Genomic DNA, 15,758 nt, shown 5'->3' on the forward strand with positions numbered 1-15,758 from the left:
AGTCTTCTTGTGGAAGCTTCGTGCCCGAAGCCGTCCAGGCGCGCGCCGGGGCGCACTGTCGGCTGGAGATTCCTATTAGCGTGTACTTCCCAATGTGGCGAGGTTTAGGCGCACATAAACACCTTCGCTCACACCTCCGGGACCAACGCGGGTGTTGTCGCGGCGATAGCCGATCTCGAAGCGCAGGCAGTCGTCGTCGAAAACCACGCCGATCTCGGAGCGCGTCCAGGTGCGCAGCTCCAGATCGCTGATGGCGCGCCCGGCCACCCCCCAGTCGCCCGCCAGCATCTGCTGGCCCTCGACCTGCAGGAACTCGTAGTTGCGCGACAGCGGGCCAAGCAGGGGGTCGATGTTGAGATTGGGGTCGGACTTGTCGACGATGTAGCGCACTTCGGCGAAGTTGCGCGCGCTCCAGCGGGCGCTGAGCGCCGTCTCGGCGCGGCGCAGGTCGCCGTCCGGTTCGATCTGGGCGTGGCCCCAGGCATTCAGGTGCCGGGAGAACTCCACCTCGTAGCTGACCACCCAGTCCGACGATCCGCCCGCAAGGCCCGTGGGATCAAAGAGCGTGCCCGGCGGGGCTCCTGCCACCGGTTGCAGGAATCCGTCCTCGCGCTCGCTGCGGAAACTGCGCCCGAGAAAGAGGCTGGCCTGACGCCCCGCGCCCCAGTCGGCGGTAATGCGCGTGCCCAGCGTCAGGCGCGCGCCTCCCTCGTAGAGATCGCGGCCGGGAAAGCGGTCGGCGCGGAAAAGGGTCGATTCACTCAGCTCGAGGAACTGGCTGTCCTCGTTGGGAATGCGCGGGTCCAGCCTTGCGTCGGGCGACAGGGCGATCTGGGCCATGGGCTCGATGATCACGCTGGTGCCCGCGCCGAAGTCGCGGATCAGCGGATAGCGCAGGTCGAGCCCCGCCGTGGCATGGACGCGGCCGATGGAGGCATCCTCGCCCAGAGGACCGAGGTCGCTGATCTGATAGGCATCGGCGCGCGCGACCACGAAGGGCTCGATGCGCAGGCCCTGAGGGGTGATGATGACCCGGCGCCAGTCCAGCTCGAGCGAGGCGCGGCGGGTATCGACACCGGGCAGGCCGGGCGTGGCCGGAGGCGGTGCGCCGGGCGCGATGAAGCCGGGGCTGAGCACGGGGGAGCCCACATAGTCGCGCCGCTCCAGAGACACGGCGCTGGCGCGCACGCGCACCCTGCCGCCCGCGACCGGCCGCTCCAGATCCCAGCGCGCCTCGATCAGGGGCCCGACGATGGGCAAGGTGCCGTCGTCCTCGAAGATGTTGTCGACCGGGGTGACCGGATCGAACTGGGCCACGCGCAGGCTCTGGACCGTGAAGGCACCCAGACCCAGATAGCTGGAGCGGGTCTGGCGCTCGGCATAGACCTGGCTGATCAGGCGGCGCTCGCCCACCTCGTAGAGGCCGCGCCGCTCATAGACATCGGTGATGTCGTAGCGGTCGAAGAAGGTCTTGTCCGACACGCGCTCGAGCGAAAAACCCCAGCGCCACGGCCCGCTGTGGTCGAACGCGCCCGAGCCCAGCACATAGCCCCTGTGCTCATAGGGGCCGAAGCGCACGTTCTCCTCGTCGGGCGAGACGACGCCGTCATTGTTCAGGTCCGGGTCGCCGAAGTTGCGCTCCCAGGTGTAGCCGGTGCGGATATTGACCTGACCGGGGCCGAAGTGCCTGCGCCATGTCAGGTTCAGCAGCGGATTGACGCGGGTGTTGATCTGGGGGCTGACAACCAGGTCGTGTGAGGGTGAGAACACGAACAGATAGGGCTGTTCGTAGGACAGGCCGCGCCGGTCCGACAGGTCGAGAGTCCGGGGCATGAGGAAGCCCGAGGCGCGCTCGGCGCTCTCGTCGGGGTGCCAGAACACGGGCAGCCAGAATACCGGCACGCCGCCGACGCGGAACACCGCATTGCGATAGAAGATGGCGCGCCGCTCGCGGTCCTGCACGACCTGCTGGGCCTGGATCGACCAGGTGGGCTCCTTGGGATTGCCGTTCTCGTCACAGATGGGGCAGGGCGTGAACAGGGCGTAGTTCAGCTCCGAGACCATTTCGGACCGGCGCACGACGCTGGCGGCCATCAGCTTGATGCCCCCCTCCAGCCGCGTCGCAAAGCCCACGGCGATGCCCGCGCGCAGGTCTTCGTCCAGCTCCAGCAGGTCCGCATAGAGCACCGTGCCGTCAGGGTTGACCAGTTCGGTGTTGCCGCGCGCGGTGATCAGTCCGCTGTCGAAATCGTAGGTCACTTCGTCCGCACGCATGAAGCGTTCGTCAAAGCGCGCCAGCACGCCCTGACGGGCCGTGATGCGGTTGTCCTGCTGGCTCTGTTCGATCTCTCCGGCATCCAGATAGAGGCTGCCGGGCGTCAGGCCGTCGGACCCGCGCTCGCGAGATGCAGGCCCGCTGTCCTGTGCGCTGGCGGGCAGGGCCAGGGCGCCGAGCAGGAAGGCGCACGCTCCCGCCAGCAGCCGCTGGCGCAGGCGGTCAGGCTCGGGCAGGGACGCGGTGCGTGAAGGCATCATGATGTGGTGTCGTGCAGGCCCTCAGCGGCTTAGCCGTCTTCGGTATAAAAGAGCAAGGTGAATGCTGACAGGGCCGTCAGTATGGGCGGCAGCCAGGCGGCCAGCGCAGGCGGGATCACCTCGGCCGAGCCCATGGCCGATGCAAACTGGTTGACGAAGAAGAACAGAAAGCCCAGCGCCACGGCCGAAACGCTCATCAGGGCCAGATCGCCCAGCCGCAGGAGGCGCAGGGAAAAGGCCGCCGCCAGCAAAGACATGGCCGCATACATCAGTGGCGAGGCCAGAAGCTGTTGCAGGCGAAGGTGATAGGCGGTGGCCGAAAAGCCCGCGTTCTCGATGCGCGCGATCTGTGCCGGCATGGACCAGAAGGGGGTGGAGGCCGGGGCCATGAACTGCTGGAAGGCTTCCGAGGGGCGCAGACTCGAGGGCAGGTCCAGCGTGGCATAGCGCGTCGCCCGCTCGCCTGTGGAGGCGCCCACCGCCTCGGTCAGGCGCCAGCGTCCCGGCCCCAGCGCCGCCGTGGCCGCATCGATGCGCTCGCTGAACACAGGCGTGCCGCCCGGAGGCGAGGCGTAGATGAAGAAGGACACGTCGCTGAGCGTGCCGGTCGCGGGATCGCGCCGTGCGGCCCGTATGATCATCTGCCGCTGCCCGTCGCCCTCGCGCAGCCATACCGCGCGCGGATCGTCCGCACTGACCACTGAGGCGCTGGTGGTCAGGCGGGTGCGCTCGGTGCGCCAGACGCCGTCCATCCACGAGGCGGCGGGGCTGAGCACGCTGACGGTCACCACGCCAATAACCAGAGCCGCGACCGCTGCGGGAAACACGAAGCGCCATGCCGACACGCCTGCTGCACGCATGGCCACCAGCTCGCTGCGCCGGTTCAGCGACACGAAGGCCGCCAGGGTGCCGAACAGGAAAACGAACGGCAGAAGTTGCAGGATCACCATGGGCGACTTCATCAGCATCAGCCACAGCAGGTGAAAGGCGCGAACGTCCGCCTGAGCGCCGAGGGTGCGCGAGATCTCCACGAAGTCGATCAGCATCACCATGCCCGCGATGATGCCCAGCGCTCCGGCCAGCGACAGCAGCGTCTGTCGCAGCACATAGGCCTCGATGCGCGTGAGGGGCAGCAGGCGGGTCATGCGCGGGCCTCACGCCGGAACGGCAGGTGCCCAAGAGTCCTGCGCGCGCGCACGGAGCGGGCCGGCGCGCGCATCAGCAGGTGCAGTGACCCCCCGAGGGCGCCCAGGGGCAGCAGATACTGGAGCGGTATCAGCCACAGCGAAGAGGTGGACGCCGCCACGATCCCGTAGCCCAGCACGCGCAGGGTCACGAACAGGCCCGCCGCCGTCCAGATGCGCTTGCCATAGCCGCCCCGGCTGATCGCGCCTCCGATCACGGCGACCAGCGCCATGGCCATGGCGGCGAGGGTATAGAGCGGCGCGCTGATGCGATTGTGGGCCTCGGCCATCAGGGCCGTGCGATCGCCCACGTCCTCGAGCACCGCCGGGGAGGGATTGACCAGCTCGCTCAGCCACAGGTCGGAGTCCTTGTAGCGCGGAGGGCGCGCGGCCGGGATCACGCTGGAGAGGTCCAGCACATATTCCTCGAATGACAGGAAGTTGAGCACACCGCCGCCGGAAAAGGTCTGGGTCGAGCCGTTGCGCAGTGTCACGACCGGGCTGCCATCCACGCGCGAGAAAACGGCGGTGGCCGCGTCCCAGGTGGTCGCCCCCGACGGGGTGGTCTGATGGATGAAGACGTTGCGCATCAGGCCGTTCTGATCGACCTGCTGCACATAGACCGTCAGGCCGCTGCCGCTGTCCACGAACTGGCCCTCGCGCACCAGAACCGCAGCCAGCTCGGAGCGCACCGCATGGGTGGTATCGCGCACCTCCCTCTGGGCCCAGGGCTGAAGGAACAGGGTCAGCAGAAGGCCCGCCACGCTGGCCATGGCGGCGATGCGCATGGCCGGCGAGATGACGCGCCAGCGATTCATGCCAGCGGCAAAGCACATGATGATCTCGGAATCGCGGTGCATGCGGTTCAGCACGAACAGGGCGCCCACGAAGACGGCGATCGGCAGCACCACGGCCAGAAGCTGGGGCAGGGCCAGCAGGCTGAGCTTTGCGATCAGGAGGGGGCTTTGCCCGCGCTCGATGATCAGTTCGAGCTGGTCGAGACTGTTGGACAGCAGTCCGATGCCCGCGAGCGCGAGCAGGGCGGCCAGAACGCCTCGGCCGATCTGTCGGAACAGGTAGCGGGGAATCAGCATCGACGCGTGGGTCTCAGGACTTGAGGGTGTTTTTGGGGCACATACAACCGGACCGGTCTGTTGCCGTCACGCACCGGGCAGGGATATGTATTACACGTCCGGGCGCGCTGGCGACAACCAGCGTGCCCTTCGTATGCCAGAAGCGTCAAAAATCCTGCCACCTCAGAGCCGGATTGCGCACAGGAGTTGTTTCCATGAAGATCGCGTTCCGGGCTGCCCCCGAAACCAAGGGTATCGTTGCCGTTCCCGTTTTCGAAGGAGGCGAGCTGGGCAAGGCTGCCAGCCGGATCGACGAGGCTACCGGCGGGGCGTTGAAACGCGCTGTCGGCGCGGGCCGCTTCTCGGGAGAGCGCGACACGACGCTTGCGGTGGTGGCGCCCCAGGGCGTTGAGGCCGATCAGGTGCTGATGGTGGGTGCGGGCGCAAAAGCCGATTTCGACGCCGCAGCAGCCGAGGCATGCGGCGCGCGCGCCTATGCTGCCGTCAAGCTGTCCGGGGCCACGACGCTCAGCCTCGATTTCGATGCGGATGCCGATCAGGCCGCGCGCGCAGCCTTCGGGGCACGCCTGGCCGCCTATCGCTTCGACCAGTACCGCACGACCCAGAAGGCCGACAAGAAACCCTCGATCGAGGCGGTCACGGTGGTCAGCGCCGACGACAAGGCTGCAGCCAAGGCCTTTGAGCCGCTCTCGGCCCTGGCCGACGGCATCTTCTTTGCGCGCGATCTGGTGTCCGAGCCCGCCAATGTCCTCTATCCCGCCAGCTTTGCCGAGCGCTGCAAGGGCCTCGAATCGCTGGGCCTCAAGGTCGAGGTGCTGGGCGAGCCGGAAATGGAAAAGCTGGGCATGCGCACCCTTCTGGCCGTGGGTCAGGGCTCGGAGCGCGAGAGCCAGCTGGTGGTCATGCGCTGGGACGGCGCGCCCGATGACAAGTCCCCCCCCATCGCCTTCGTCGGCAAGGGCGTCTGCTTCGACACCGGCGGCATCTCGCTCAAGCCCGCCGATGGCATGGAGGAGATGAAGTGGGACATGGGCGGCGCCGCTGCGGTGGCGGGCCTGATGCACGCTTTGGCCGGGCGCAAGGCCAAGGCCAATGTGATCGGCGTGCTCGGCCTGGTCGAGAACATGCCCGATGGTCGTGCCCAGCGCCCCGGCGATGTGGTCATTTCCATGTCGGGTCAGAGCGTCGAGATCATCAATACCGATGCGGAGGGGCGTCTCGTTCTGGCCGATGCCCTCTGGTACACTCAGGAGCGCTTCAAGCCGAAGTTCATGGTCGATCTGGCCACGCTGACGGGTGCCATGATCATCTCGCTGGGTCTCGACTATGCGGGCGTGTTCTCGAACAACGATGCGCTGGCCGACAACATCCTTGATGCCTCGCGCAAGAGCGGCGAGAACGCCTGGCGCATGCCCATCCCGCCGTCCTACGATCGCATGATCGACAGTCCCATTGCGGATGTGAAGAACGCGGCAGGGCGTCCGGCAGGCTCGATCACCGCAGCCCTGTTCCTGCAACGCTTCACCAACAATGTGCCGTGGGCCCACATCGACATTGCACCGACCGCCTGGGTGAAGGACTCCCGGCGCGCCATCGTGCCTGACGGTGCCACCGGCTTTGGGGTGCGTCTGCTCGACCAGATGGTGGCCGATCACTACGAGGCGTGAGCGCATCGTGAGCAGCGAGCCGGACAGGCGTGAGGCCAGCGGCGGCGAGGTCTGGTTCTATCATCTGGAACGCTCGGGCGTGGAGCAGATCCTGCCCGAGCTTCTGGCCCGCTGTGCGGCACAGGGCTGGCGCTCGCTGGTCAGCGCGGGCGAGCGGGTCGATCTTGATGCGCTCAGCCACGCCCTGTGGTCGTCGCGGCCGGAAAGCTTCCTCGCCCACGGCCTCGCCGGAGGGCCGCACGATGCGCTCCAGCCGGTCCTGCTGACACACGGTGGCGATAACGCCAACGATGCTCAGGCTCTGTTCATCCTGGGCGGTGCCAATCTGCCGGATATGGCACCCTTTGCCCGCACGTTCGTTCTGTTTGACGGCCGGATCGACTCCGAGCTGGAATGGGCGCGGTCTCTGTGGCGCCATCTTCGCGAGGCACACGGCCATATCGCCTACTGGAAGCAGTCGCAGAGCGGACGATGGGAAAAGACGGCATGACCAGCAGCACAGCGCGCGCGCAACTTCGGATCATCGCCCTGACGGCCCTTGCGGCAATGACCCTGGCCGCCTGTGGTGGCCCTGCGTCGGCACCGCGCACGCCGGGCGTGAATTATTCTGCCGCGAATCTCCCTGCGCCTCAGGTCATCGAGGAAGCGGCCGAGAACCAGCCGGTGGGCTCGCGCATGCCCAGCAATCCCGACCTGTGCCGTGCGTCCGAGCTTCGCTGGCTGATCGGCCAGCCGCGAAGCGAAATCCCCGTGCCTGTCGAGGTCGTTACACGCCGTGTGACCTGCACCACGTGTCCGGTCACGCGGGACTTCTCGCCCTATCGTCTCAACATCTTCTATGACCAGTCCACCGGCATCGTTCAGGACGTTCGCTGTGGCTGACGCGAAAGGACCAAGCATGATCGCCCAACGCCTCAAAGCGCCGCTGTTCATGAGCCTCATGGGCGCAGCCACCCTCGGTTTCGCGGCCTGCGCACCCCTGCCGGAGGATGAGCCGATAATGAACGGACCGCCCTCCGAGCCGGTCTGCCATGCCGATCGCTACCAGTATCTGGTGGGTCGCAACCGCAGTGAAATTCCCCAGACGCCTGCCGGAGCGAACTGGCGCGTCGCGTGCACCACGTGTCCCGTCACCATGGACTATCGCGGCGACCGGATGAACATCTTCTACAACGAGCGCACCGGCATCATCGAGCAGGTGCGCTGCGGCTGATCCTTACGGGCGGCCTGTTTCGCCTTGCCAGCGCCTCATTTCGCTGAATGCTGTTCGGTGGTCTTGAGGGAGGGAAGGGCATGCAGCGCCTGCTGGAAAAGTTCGTCGTCGCTTTCGTGATCGCGGCCATGGGGTCTGCCCCTGTCGTCGCGCAGCCGTCTTCGCGAGGATCCCAGTCTCAGGGCGTGATGCCCAGCTTTGCGTCGGAGGACGCGCTGTGGGCTTTCCTTGAGCTCGAGGACGACGAGGACGAGGACTACAGCGAAGAAGCGCTGGACAACGCCTACGCACCTCCGCCTCCGGCACCGCCGCCACCTCCGCCGCCGCCCACGGCCAGTGCGCCTTCCGCCGCGCCGTCAGGCCAGGTCGTCGTGACCAGCAGCCGCGTCACGCCCTCTGCCCCCGACAACCCGAACATCACCAACAACCAGATCGAGGGCGTGGACGAAGGCGGCATCGTCAAGGTCAGCGGCGACTATCTGATCATCCTGCGCCGCGGGCGGCTGTTCAGTGTCTCGACGCGGGGCGGGACGCTGAGTGCGATAGACTCGATCGAGGCCTATCCGCCCGGCGTCAATGCCCGCAACGACTGGTACGACGAGATGCTGATCTCGGGCGACATGGTGGCGGTGATCGGCTTCAGCTATCGGCGCGGAGGCACCGAGGTGAACCGTTTCCGCCTGTCGCGGGACGGGCGCTTCACCTTCATCGACGCCTATCACCTGCGCTCGAACGATTATTATTCCAGCGAGAACTACGCCACGCGCCTCGTGGGCAATCGCCTGATCGTCTATGCGCCGCTCGAGCTGCGCGGGCGCAACAATACGCTGCCGGCCATGAGCCGCTGGCAGACAGGCCGCGAGCGCCCCGACTTCCAGACCATCGTGCGCCCCAGCCGCATCTTTGCGCCGACGCCGTTGATGGAAGATCCCTCGAGCTTTTATCCGGTCCTGCACACGGTGATGCGCTGTGACCTGACTGCGCCCAGCATGACCTGCGACTCCACCGTGGTGCTGGGCACCAACAGCCGGGATTTCTTCGTGTCCCAGAACGCGGTCTATGTCTGGACGGGGGTTACGCGCGGCACGCCCATCGAGGAGTCCAGCGCCTTTCTTTACCGCATACCTTTTGACGCTGGCGAGCCGCTGGCGGCACGGGTGCGCGGCAGCACGATCAACCAGTTCTCGTTCAGTCCCAACGCCGAGGCCGGGCGCCTAGATGTTTTCGTGACATCCCAGGGCCACGGCAGCGGCATGTGGGCATCGGAGTTCGCTAGGGGCACGCCAGCTCTGCTGCGTCTGCCCATGAGCCGCTTCGGAGATGGCTCGGCCATGCCCGTGTTCGAGGACTATCAGGTGCTGCCCTCGCGTCGAAATGGCAACTTTTCGGACCCGCGCTTTGTCAACGGCTGGCTGCTCTATGCCGCCAGTTTCACGGCGAGCGAGGGCGGCAACGGCTATGAGCTGACCGCCGTGCCGGTCTCTGGGGGCGAGCCCGTCCATTTCCCTTACACAGAGCGAATCACCCGCGTCGATCAGCTTGGCCTCGACGCCATCGTCGTCAGCGGAGTCGGGCGCGTGGTTTTCGACACGGTGGACCTGTCCAGCCGCAGCGCACCGCGCCTTGCCAGTCAGTATGTCGAGCCCGATGCGCGCGAGGGCGAGAGCCGAAGCCACGCCTTCTTCTACCGTCCCGACCGGGATGCCCGCGAGGCGGAAAGTGGCATTATCGGCCTGCCGGTCATGGTGCGGGGCCAGCCCGGTGCGGAGAACCGGCTTGGCCTCGGCTCGGCGGACATGCTGTTCCTGCGGCGTCAGAATCGCGAACTGTCCGAGTTGGGGCGCCTGTCTGCCAGCCGCGGTGGACGCCCCGCCGACGCCTGCGTGGCCAGTTGCGTCGACTGGTATGGCAATGCCCGGCCGATCTTCCTTGGCGAGCGCATCTTTGCCCTGATGGGCTATGAGCTGATCGAGGGCACGGCCAGCGCCGGGGGCATCAGGGAGGTGGGCCGGGTCAATTTCGCGCCTGCCATCGGCCCGGTGGCAAAGCCCGTCGCAAGTCAGTAGGCTGAGAGTCGGGCCGGGCGCGAGAGGCGGGCCGTCCAGGGGGAAATCATGGAAACCGGAACGGTCATTGCACTGGCAGCCTATTTCGCCCTGATGCTTGGCATCGGCCTTTATGCGTGGCGCAAGTCCACCTCGGACGTCAGCGGCTACATGCTGGGCGGTCGCAGGCTCGGCCCGGCGGTGACATCGCTGTCGGCGGGGGCCTCGGACATGAGCGGCTGGATGCTGCTGGGCCTGCCCGGCGCGCTCTATGTCTCGGGCCTTTCGGATGCCTGGATCGCCATCGGCCTGTTCATCGGGGCGCTGGCCAACTACCTGATTGTGGCACCGCGCCTGCGCGTGCACACCGAACTGGCCAGCAACGCCATCACCATCCCTGACTATTTCGACAAGCGTTTTGCCGACACCTCGCGCCTGCTACGGGTGATTTCGTCTGTGGTGATCGTGATCTTCTTCACACTCTACACCTCCAGCGGACTGGTGGCGGGCGGCAAGCTGTTCGAGACGGCGTTCACGCTGGATTACACCTGGGGCCTGTGGATCACGGCGGCCGTTGTGGTCGCCTACACCATGATCGGCGGCTTCATGGCGGTCAGCCTGACCGACTTCGTGCAGGGCATCATCATGTTCGTGGCCCTGATCGTGGTGCCTGCGGTGGCATTGACCAGCCTGGGCGGCATCGGGCCGACCGCGGCCACTCTGGCCGAGATCAACCCGGACCTGCTGACCCTGACGACCGGGGTCACGGTGGTGGGCGTCATTTCCGCCATGGCATGGGGATTGGGCTATTTCGGCCAGCCCCACATCATCGTGCGCTTCATGGCCATCCGATCGCTCAGGGACGTGCCCGCCGCGCGCAACATCGGCATGAGCTGGATGGCCGTCACCCTGATCGGTGCGCTGGCCACGGGCCTCGTGGGCCTCGCCTACGCCACCACCAACAACCTTGAGGTCAGCGATCCCGAGACCATCTTCATCATCCTCTCGGACGTGCTGTTCAATCCCTATGTGACCGGCTTCCTGCTGGCGGCGATCCTGGCGGCGGTGATGAGCACCATCTCAAGCCAGCTTCTGGTCTCGTCCAGCTCGCTGACCGAGGACTTCTACGCCTTGTTCCTGCGCAGGCAGGCGGGGCAGGGCGAGCTGGTCATGATCGGGCGCCTGTCGGTCGTGGCCGTAGCGCTGGTGGCCATCGCCCTGGCATGGAACCCCGAAAACAATGTGCTGGGCCTCGTCGCCAATGCCTGGGCGGGCTTTGGTGCCGCCTTCGGCCCGCTCGTCATACTGAGCCTGATGTGGCGGCGCATGACGCGAAACGGCGCTCTGGCGGGCATGATCACCGGTGCGGTGGTGGTGCTGTTCTGGATCTATGCGCCGGTGCTGGAAGACGGTGCCACGCTGTCGAGTGTGATCTACGAGATCATTCCCGGCTTCATCGCCAGCGCCCTGGCCATCGTGATCGTCAGCCTGATGGGCCGCGAGCCGCCCGAGTCCGTGCGAGTCACCTTCGATCAGGTCCAGGCGATCCTGAAGGGCGAGCGGGCCTAGAAGAACACCGCAAAGCCGGCCACCAGCCTGCGCTCATACGCCCGGCCGAGATCGCGCTCGCTGTTGTCGTAGTAGCGCACGTCGAGGTCGATGGTGCGTGTCAGCGCAAAGGTCACGCCCGCGTTCCAGGCCGTGTAGTCGGCGCCCAGCTCCTGTTCGCGCCTGCCAATGGCCGCGGAAACCTCCGTCCGGGGCGAGACGGCCCAGCCGACTTCCGCCTCGGCCCAGGTGCTGTGACCGCCGTTGGTAATGCTGCGGGGCGTGTGTTCAAGACGCACGGTTGCCGTAGCCGGTCCGATGCCGCGACGCGCCCGCGCGATCACCTGCCACTGGCTGTCGCGCCCGCCGGGCAGGCCGCGCAGCATCTGCTCGTGCTCGATGGCAAAGGTCATGTCGAAGCCCGCGATCTGGGGGCGGATGCCGATCATGGTGCCGATCTCGATGTCGCCGCCCGCGCCGCGATCCACGGTCTCGACCTCGCCCTGGATGAACCAGCTACCGCTGGCGCTCTCCCACTCGATCAGGCCGCTGACAAAGGGCTGGCCATTGCTCTTGCTCACGCCCTTGGAGCGATTGTCGCTGGCGATCTCGATGGCGCCGGACCACTGACCGCCGGCTGGCTGGGCCAGGGCGGTGGCGGGCAGGGCGAGGGCGAGCAAGGGGGCAGCGCAGATGAGGGCGCGGATGATCGACATGGCGGCAGAACCTTCGAGACCGGAAAAGTTGGCAGGCTCCTACACGAAGCTCTGTGAACTGACAAATGCGTCCACGGCCTCGCGGTATTCCTCGCGCAGACGCTCGACCAGTTGCGCGGTGCCCGGCACGTCGGCGACCGCACCGGCGCCCTGACCGGCAGACCAGACCGTCTTCCAGGCCTTGGCTTCCTCACCCATGTCCAGCTTGTGCTCAGGCAGGGTCTTGGGATCGATCCCGTTGGCCAGCAGCGAGGCGGTGAGGAAGTTGGCCGGTATGCCGGACACCGCAGGGGTGTAGGTGATGTCCATGGAGCCGGCCTCGACGATCATCTGCTTGTATTCGGGCTGAGCCGCGCTCTCGCTCGTGGCGATGAAGCGCGTGCCCATGTAGGCGAAGTCCGCGCCCAGCATCCGCGTGGCGGCCACGTCGCGCCCCGTGGAGATGCAGCCCGACAGGATCAGAGTGCCGTCGAAGAAGCGCCGCACTTCCTCGATCAGCGCAAAGGGATGAACCACGCCCGCGTGGCCGCCCGCGCCGTTGGCCACCATGATCAGGCCATCGACGCCAGCCTCGGCCGCCTTGCGCGCGTGGCGGACATTGGCGATGTCGTGGAACACCACGCCGCCGTAACCGTGCACGGCGTCGACCACCTCGCGCACCGCGCCCAGCGAGGTAATGATCAGCGGCACCTTGTGCTCGACTGAGACCATCATGTCGGCCATCAGGCGCGTGTTGGTCGGGTGGACGATGTGATTGACGCCGAATGCGGCGGCATCGGGCTTGAGGCGCGACTTGATGTCTTCAAGCCACTGGGCATAGCCCTCGGTCGTGCGCTGGTTCAGGGACGGAAAGGTGCCGATGATACCGGCGTTGCAACTCTCGATCACCAGATCGGGCCCCGAGACGAGAAACATGGGGGCGGCAATCACCGGCAGGCGCAGGCCGTTCTGAAGCTGTGCGGGAATGGCCATGAAGCATCGTCTCCTGAGCAGGGTTTTCTTTGACTATGCATAGCGAGGCTTTCGCCCTTGGCCTAGCCATGAATGCGGCGTCGGTCTATGCGGGCAGACATGACCACGGACACGTCCTCACTGACCCAGCTCGGTCGCCCCAGCGCCGGTTTCGAAAACCCCGAGGCCGCCTCGCTGGAGAAGGTGCCGAACCCCCATCCCGACACGAACTATGTGGCACGCTTCGTGGTGCCCGAGTTCACCTCTCTGTGCCCCGTGACCGGCCAGCCGGATTTCGCGCATCTGGTCGTGGACTACTGCCCTGATCAGTGGCTGGTGGAGTCCAAGTCCTTCAAGCTGTTCACCCAGGCGTTCCGCAATCACGGCGCGTTCCACGAGGACTGCACGATCTATGTCGGCAAGCGTCTGGTGGAGACTCTGGCGCCGCGCTGGCTGCGCATCGCCGGATACTGGTACCCGCGCGGCGGCATACCCATCGATGTCTTCTGGCAGAGCGCACCGGTGCCCGAAGGGCTGTGGGTTCCTGATACGGGCGTCGCCCCCTATCGCGGACGCGGCTGATGACCGGGAGGCAGGGCGGCCTCCCCCTCGAAGTGCAGGGTCGTCGCTGGCTGGAGCAGTTGGAGCGGAGCTGCGCGGGCACCAGGCTAGGGCGCGCGGCATTCGAGTTCCTGATGTTCGGCATCAAACAGGCCTGGGCCTGTCTGTTTGGCGGCGCCATGCTGGCCCTGCTGCTTGCAACCCACCTGCTGTGGCCGGACGAGGCGTGGCTGGCGCGTTACGACTTCCTGTTCATCGGCGCGCTGCTCATCCAGATCGCCATGCTGGCCCTGCGGCTGGAGAGCCTGTCAGAGGCGCGTGTGATCCTGCTGTTCCACGTCGCTGGCACGGTGATGGAGCTGTTCAAGACCTATCACGGATCGTGGATCTATCCTGAGGACAGCGTGCTGCGCCTCGGCGCGGTGCCTCTGTTCTCGGGCTTCATGTATGCGGCTGTGGGCAGCTACATCGCGCGCGTGCAGCGCATCTTCCACATCCGGGTCAGGCACTATCCGCCCCTTTGGAGCACCTGGGTGCTGGCGGCGGCGATCTATGTCAACTTCTTTGCCCATCACTGGCTGCCCGATGTGCGCGTTGCCCTGTTCGCCGCGACCCTTCTGCTGTTCGGGCGGGGCTGGTTCTACTTCACAGCCAACAGGGCGCGCCGAGCCATGCCGCTGCTGTTGGGCTTCCTGCTGGTGGCGCTGTTCATCTGGTTCGCCGAGAACCTGGGCACCCTTGCCAACGCCTGGGTCTATCCCGAACAGGTGCAGGGCTGGCGGCCGGTGTCGCTGCACAAGCTGGGAAGCTGGTTCCTGCTCATGATCATCAGCGTGGTTCTGGTGTCGATCGTCCATCGTCCGATGCCGGAGCCTGAGACAGCCAGGTGACGTGTGCGTGCGCCTCGGGCCTCGCGCGCTCCAGTGCGGGCTCGGTGGCCGTGCCGATGTGAATGAAGCCCGCGATGCTTTCGCCTTCGCTGACACCTAGAATCGCTAGGGCATCGGCATCATAGCTGTACCAGTCGGTGATCCAGCTTACGCCATAGCCATGGGCCAGCGCCGCGTGCGACAGGTTCATGCACAGGGCACCTGCCGACAGGGCCTGCTCCCACTCCGGCACTTTGTGCTCGCGAACAGGCGTGCTCAACACCATCAGGGTGACGGGCGAGGCGGTCAGTTTCCTCAGCACGGCCAGGGCCTTTGCTGGATCGGGCTGGCGCGCGGCGAGCGGTTCCAGCCGCCCGGCGATTCCGAGCCGCGTCTGGCGGTCCATGACCACGATGCGCCAGGGGGCCAGCTTGCCGTGGTCGGGGGTGCGCAGGCCAAGGGCGATGATCGCCTCGAGGTCGGCGCGATCAGGCCCGGGCGCAGCGAGGGCCTGGGCGGGATGAGAGCGGCGCTGGCGCAAGTGATCGATCACCGCCTCGTTGCGGAGGGGCAGGGGCAGTGGCGTGCCGAGGGCGGGCTGTGGCAATGTCATGCACCATAGATAGAGAAGCCTTCTCCATGACCCAAGAGAGCCGCGAGGGTGCCGCACGCCGCAAGGACCAGGCTGATTTCAGCGCGCCGCCATGGCAGCAGGGCCTGTCACTGCCTCCGCCGTGGCGCGATGGCGGGCGGCGGCGCGTCTATGGCAATGACTGGCTGGTGCTCGACGAGCATGAAGCGGTGGCACCGACGGGCCACGGCGCGCTCTACGGGGTAATGCGCCCCACCAAGCTGGCGGTGGGGGTGTTGCCGATCCACGACGATGGCAAGGTCCGGTTTGTGGGCCAGCACCGCTTTCCGCTGATGAACTTCGTATGGGAGATACCCGAAGGCGGGGTCGAGGCAGGCGAGGCACCTCTGATGGGCATCAAGCGCGAGCTGGCCGAGGAGACGGGATTGAAGGCCGGGCACTGGCGCGAGGTGCTGCGCCTCGAGACTTCCAATTCGGTCACGGACGAGCAGGCGATCAGCTGGATTGCCTGGGGCCTTGCGCCCGCCGATGCCGCCGATCCCGACCAGACCGAGGCCCTCGTCAGTGCCGATGTGCCCTTCCGCGAGGTGCTTGGTGCCATCGCCCGTCATCAGGTGCGCGATGCCATCACGGTTGCAACGGTGCTGCGCGCCTACCAGATGGCAGTGGAGGGTGACCTGCCCGGCCCGCTGGCCAGGGCGATGCTGAGGTGAGCCGTGTGCAGGCGAGCTCTGCCTGATGACTGTGATAGACTGACGCGCAAACAGGCCAGGGAGGCTTGAT

15 protein-coding genes are annotated in these 15,758 nt (G+C 66.5%); 9 read left to right on the forward strand and 6 right to left on the reverse strand.

The window, feature by feature from the left end; all coding sequences use genetic code 11:
* Positions 1-75 precede the first annotated feature (75 nt).
* From ACK4E3_RS00095 to ACK4E3_RS00105, 3 genes are read right to left on the reverse strand one after another with little or no spacing between them, the layout of a single operon-like run.
* Entirely contained in the window at positions 76-2,535 is a 2,460-nt protein-coding gene (locus ACK4E3_RS00095; RefSeq protein ID WP_409694632.1) for an LPS-assembly protein LptD, read from the reverse strand.
* A 29-nt stretch (positions 2,536-2,564) separates the two neighbouring features.
* On the reverse strand, positions 2,565-3,680 hold the full coding sequence (locus ACK4E3_RS00100) for an LptF/LptG family permease (RefSeq protein ID WP_409694634.1): 1,116 nt from the start codon (positions 3,678-3,680) through the stop codon (positions 2,565-2,567).
* On the reverse strand, positions 3,677-4,813 hold the full coding sequence (locus ACK4E3_RS00105; protein ID WP_409694636.1) for an LptF/LptG family permease: 1,137 nt from the start codon (positions 4,811-4,813) through the stop codon (positions 3,677-3,679). The genes ACK4E3_RS00100 and ACK4E3_RS00105 overlap by 4 nt, the downstream gene beginning before the upstream one ends.
* Positions 4,814-5,007: 194 nt before the next feature.
* Between ACK4E3_RS00105 and ACK4E3_RS00110 the strand changes: the two genes are divergently transcribed.
* The 6 genes from ACK4E3_RS00110 (at position 5,008) to putP (ending at position 11,307) form a co-directional block, all read left to right on the forward strand.
* Positions 5,008-6,480, forward strand: a complete 1,473-nt coding sequence (locus ACK4E3_RS00110) for a leucyl aminopeptidase (RefSeq protein WP_409694638.1) — start codon at positions 5,008-5,010, stop codon at positions 6,478-6,480.
* Between the two features lie 7 nt (positions 6,481-6,487).
* On the forward strand, positions 6,488-6,970 hold the full coding sequence (locus ACK4E3_RS00115) for a DNA polymerase III subunit chi (RefSeq protein WP_409694640.1): 483 nt from the start codon (positions 6,488-6,490) through the stop codon (positions 6,968-6,970).
* A complete protein-coding gene (locus tag ACK4E3_RS00120; protein ID WP_409694642.1) occupies positions 6,967-7,362 on the forward strand; it encodes a hypothetical protein in 396 nt (131 codons plus the stop codon). The genes ACK4E3_RS00115 and ACK4E3_RS00120 overlap by 4 nt, the downstream gene beginning before the upstream one ends.
* A 16-nt stretch (positions 7,363-7,378) precedes the next feature.
* Positions 7,379-7,693, forward strand: a complete 315-nt coding sequence (locus ACK4E3_RS00125) for a hemolysin (RefSeq protein ID WP_409694644.1) — start codon at positions 7,379-7,381, stop codon at positions 7,691-7,693.
* A gap of 80 nt (positions 7,694-7,773) precedes the next feature.
* Positions 7,774-9,759 (forward strand): beta-propeller domain-containing protein, encoded by a 1,986-nt coding sequence (locus ACK4E3_RS00130; protein WP_409694646.1) that lies wholly within the window; start codon positions 7,774-7,776, stop codon positions 9,757-9,759.
* Positions 9,760-9,807: 48 nt separating this feature from the next.
* Entirely contained in the window at positions 9,808-11,307 is a 1,500-nt protein-coding gene (putP, locus tag ACK4E3_RS00135; protein ID WP_409694648.1) for a sodium/proline symporter PutP, read from the forward strand.
* Here the strand turns inward: putP and ACK4E3_RS00140 are convergent.
* Both ACK4E3_RS00140 and ACK4E3_RS00145 read right to left on the reverse strand, forming a co-directional pair.
* Positions 11,304-12,002, reverse strand: coding sequence for a TorF family putative porin (locus ACK4E3_RS00140; RefSeq protein WP_409694650.1), 699 nt, complete (start codon positions 12,000-12,002; stop codon positions 11,304-11,306). The two genes, putP and ACK4E3_RS00140, sit on opposite strands and share 4 nt — an antisense overlap.
* Positions 12,003-12,041: 39 nt before the next feature.
* Positions 12,042-12,974 carry an NAD(P)H-dependent flavin oxidoreductase gene (locus tag ACK4E3_RS00145; protein ID WP_409694652.1) on the reverse strand — a complete coding sequence of 311 codons (933 nt, stop codon included), beginning with the start codon at positions 12,972-12,974 and terminating at the stop codon, positions 12,042-12,044.
* A gap of 99 nt (positions 12,975-13,073) precedes the next feature.
* Between ACK4E3_RS00145 and queF the strand changes: the two genes are divergently transcribed.
* Together queF and ACK4E3_RS00155 are read left to right on the forward strand one after the other, a co-directional pair.
* On the forward strand, positions 13,074-13,535 hold the full coding sequence (gene queF, locus ACK4E3_RS00150; RefSeq protein ID WP_409694654.1) for a preQ(1) synthase: 462 nt from the start codon (positions 13,074-13,076) through the stop codon (positions 13,533-13,535).
* Complete coding sequence (locus ACK4E3_RS00155) at positions 13,535-14,404, forward strand: DUF817 domain-containing protein (protein WP_409694656.1); 870 nt, start codon at positions 13,535-13,537, stop codon at positions 14,402-14,404. The genes queF and ACK4E3_RS00155 overlap by 1 nt, the downstream gene beginning before the upstream one ends.
* On the opposite strand, the gene ACK4E3_RS00160 is transcribed toward ACK4E3_RS00155, so the two are convergent.
* Positions 14,343-14,996 (reverse strand): nitroreductase, encoded by a 654-nt coding sequence (locus tag ACK4E3_RS00160; RefSeq protein WP_409694658.1) that lies wholly within the window; start codon positions 14,994-14,996, stop codon positions 14,343-14,345. The genes ACK4E3_RS00155 and ACK4E3_RS00160 overlap by 62 nt on opposite strands.
* A gap of 26 nt (positions 14,997-15,022) precedes the next feature.
* On the opposite strand from ACK4E3_RS00160, the gene ACK4E3_RS00165 reads away from it, so the two are divergent.
* Positions 15,023-15,688: an NUDIX domain-containing protein gene (locus tag ACK4E3_RS00165; protein ID WP_409694660.1), complete on the forward strand. Its 666-nt coding sequence runs from the start codon at positions 15,023-15,025 to the stop codon at positions 15,686-15,688.
* Positions 15,689-15,758 lie beyond the last annotated feature (70 nt).

Source organism: Brevundimonas sp. (assembly GCF_046299595.1).
Lineage (GTDB): Bacteria > Pseudomonadota > Alphaproteobacteria > Caulobacterales > Caulobacteraceae > Brevundimonas.